This is a genomic window from Alcanivorax sp. HI0083, from assembly GCF_001635175.1.
Window position 1 is genome coordinate 1 of sequence record NZ_LWFX01001224.1, and the last position, 3,132, is coordinate 3,132.

Here is a 3,132-nt window from a genome sequence, read left to right on the forward strand (position 1 = left end):
GCACCGTTACCGATGACGTCCCCTTTCTGGTGGATTCGGTTGCCATGGCCGTGCGCGATGCCGGCACCGCCATCGACTGGACCGTGCACCCGGTCATTCAGGTGCGACGCGATGCCCATGGTCACCTGACCCAGGTCACGGGGGTGGGTGATGGCGAGCAGCCGGCGGAGTCCATGATCTACGTGGAATTCGAACCGTTGGCAGACGACGAGGATTATGCCCGCCTGCAGGACATTCTCGAGCGCGTGTTGGGTGATTTACGCGTGGTGGTGGACGACTTCGAGCCCATGCTCGACAACCTGGAAGCGACCCGCAGCAACCTGTCGGCCAGTTACCCGGAGCGGGATCAGCAGGAGTTACAGGAAGCCACCGGCTTTATCGAATGGTTGTCCGAAGATCACTTTACCTTTCTGGGATATGCCCGCTCCGAAGCGAAAACGGTGGACGGTGGCATGCAGCTGCATCTGGTGGACGAGGCCGGCCTTGGTCTGGCGCGCCCCGGCAGCCCTTACGCCAACGCGGATGAATTTATTGCGCCCCATGAGGAAATGGCCAAATACATCCGCCATGGTCGTCTGGTGGTCGTGACCAAAGCCAATGTGCGTTCACCCATTCATCATCCGCACTACATGGATGTGGTGTCCGTGAAACGCCTGGCCGCTGATGGTTCGGTGGAAGGCACCGACCGCTATATCGGGCTGTTTTCCCTGGATGCCTACATCAATCGTCCCCGGGACATTCCTCTGATTCGCCGCAAGGTGAATTACGTGCTGGATCGTTCCCGGTTGCCGGAACGCTCGCATTCCGGCAAGCATCTGCGCGATATCATTTACCAGCTTCCCCGCGATGAGCTGTTCCAGTGTAGCGAGGAAGAGCTGTACGACATCTGCATGGGCATTCGCGCTCTGCGTGATCGTCATCATCTGCGGGTATTCATGCGCCGGGACCGCTATGGGCGTTTTTATTCGTGCATGATTTACCTGAGCCGCGAACGCTACTCCCGGGAATTGCGCGACAAGGTCACCGCCGAACTGATGACGCTGTGCAACGGTCGCTCCGTGGAACGCACCGTGGATTTCCTCCGCGAAGGGCTGGCCCGGATTCACTGCATTGTGCGTATTCCCCAAGGCACACAGCTGGCCATGACCGACAGCCAGGTGGAGCAACGGCTGATTGAAATTACCCGCTCCTGGTCGGACCAGTTACGGGAAGTGTTGCGCGAAAGTGGCTACCAGGATGAGCAGGGCGACAAGGTGGGCAGCCGGGCCGATGACGGGGCTGCCCTGGCCCTGCGTTACGGTGACGCCTTTCCCTTGGGTTACCGGGAAGCACACAGTGCCGTGGAAGCCGCCGCCGACCTGCAATACCTGACGCAGTTGTCTGCCGCCCAACCGGTGCTGCCCAGCCTGGCCATTACCGATGCTGATGGCGCGGCATGCCCGACCAGCCTGCGTCTTTATAGCCTGAATAATCCCATTGGTTTGTCCGATGTGCTGCCGGCACTGGAAAATTTCGGTTTGCGGGTGGTGCGCCAGAACCCCACCCGGGTGACGCCCCGTGATGGCGAACCCCGCTGGATTCAGGTTTTCGACGTGCAGGTCCACGGGGAGTGTTCCCTGGGGCCGGCCCAGCAGAAACGCTACTTCGAAGATGCCTTCCTGCAATGCTGGAATGGCCATACGGAAAATGACGGCCTGAATCGACTGGTGTTGCTGGCGGGCCTGAATGCCCGCCAGGTGGTGTGCCTGCGCACCCTGACCAAATACCTGATTCAAACCGGCTTGCCGTATTCGCAGAACTACATGGAAGAGTTGCTGGCGGAACATGCGCGCATTGCCCGTTTGCTGGTGCAGCTTTTCGAAACCCGCTTTGACCCGCAGTTGACTGACAGCCGTCGTGATAATGAAGGGCTGAAACTGGCACAGAACCTGGATCATGAACTCGATGGCGTAGCGTCCCTGGATGCGGACCGCGTGCTACGGGCGTTCCTGAGTGTGGTGCGTGCCGGCCTGCGTACCAACTTCTATCAGCAGGATGCGGGCGGCCACGACAAAGCCTATGTCAGCCTGAAGCTCGATCCGAAGAAAGTGTCGGAGTTGCCGCCGCCATTACCCATGTACGAAACCTTTGTGTATTCGCCCACCATGGAAGGCATTCACTTGCGCGGTGGGCCGGTGGCCCGTGGCGGCCTGCGCTGGTCCGACCGGCGCGAGGATTTCCGCACCGAGGTGCTGGGCCTGGTCAAGGCGCAAATGGTCAAGAACGCCATCATTGTGCCGGTGGGGGCCAAGGGCGGTTTTGTGGTGAAAGGCGGTACGCCGGGTGACCGGGAGGCGTGGCAACAGCAAGGTATTGCCTGCTACAAGGAGTTCATCCGTGGCCTGCTGGACATCACCGACAATCGCGAAGGCGACGCGATTGTGGCGCCGGAGCAGGTGGTCCGCCACGACGGGGATGATCCCTACCTGGTAGTGGCGGCGGACAAGGGCACCGCGACCTTCTCGGATATTGCCAATGGCCTGGCCGATGAATACGGCTTCTGGCTGGGCGATGCGTTTGCCTCTGGCGGCAGTGCCGGTTACGACCACAAGCAAATGGGGATTACGGCACGGGGCGCGTGGGAAAGCGTCAAGCGTCACTTCCGGGAACAGGACAAGGATATCCAGACGCAGCCGTTTACCGTGGTGGGGATCGGCGACATGGGCGGCGATGTGTTTGGCAACGGCATGCTGTTGTCGGACCAGATTCAATTAGTCGCGGCCTTCAATCACCTGCACATCTTTATTGACCCAAACCCGGACCCGGCGGCCTCCTTTGCCGAGCGCCAGCGCCTGTTCACCACCAGGGGCGCCACCTGGGATGATTTCGACCGCGAGGCCATGTCCGAGGGCGGCGGTGTCTGGTCGCGCAGCGCCAAGAGCATCGAGCTCAGTGAGCTGGCCTGCCAGGCGCTGGGTATCAGTGAACGGACACTGACCCCGGCCGAATTGATCATGGCGATTCTCAAGGCGCCGGTGGAACTGCTCTGGAACGGCGGTATCGGCACCTATGTAAAAGGCAGCAACGAAAGCCATGCCCNGGTCGGCGACCGGGCCAATGACGCCATCCGCGTGAACGGCAAGGAACTGCGCT

The 3,132-nt window shown here is 60.8% G+C and carries 1 protein-coding gene; it reads left to right on the forward strand.

Annotated features, from left to right (window positions below):
* A partial coding sequence (locus A3754_RS17810) for an NAD-glutamate dehydrogenase domain-containing protein (protein ID WP_197468701.1) occupies window positions 1–3,132 on the forward strand: 3,132 nt, incomplete at both ends.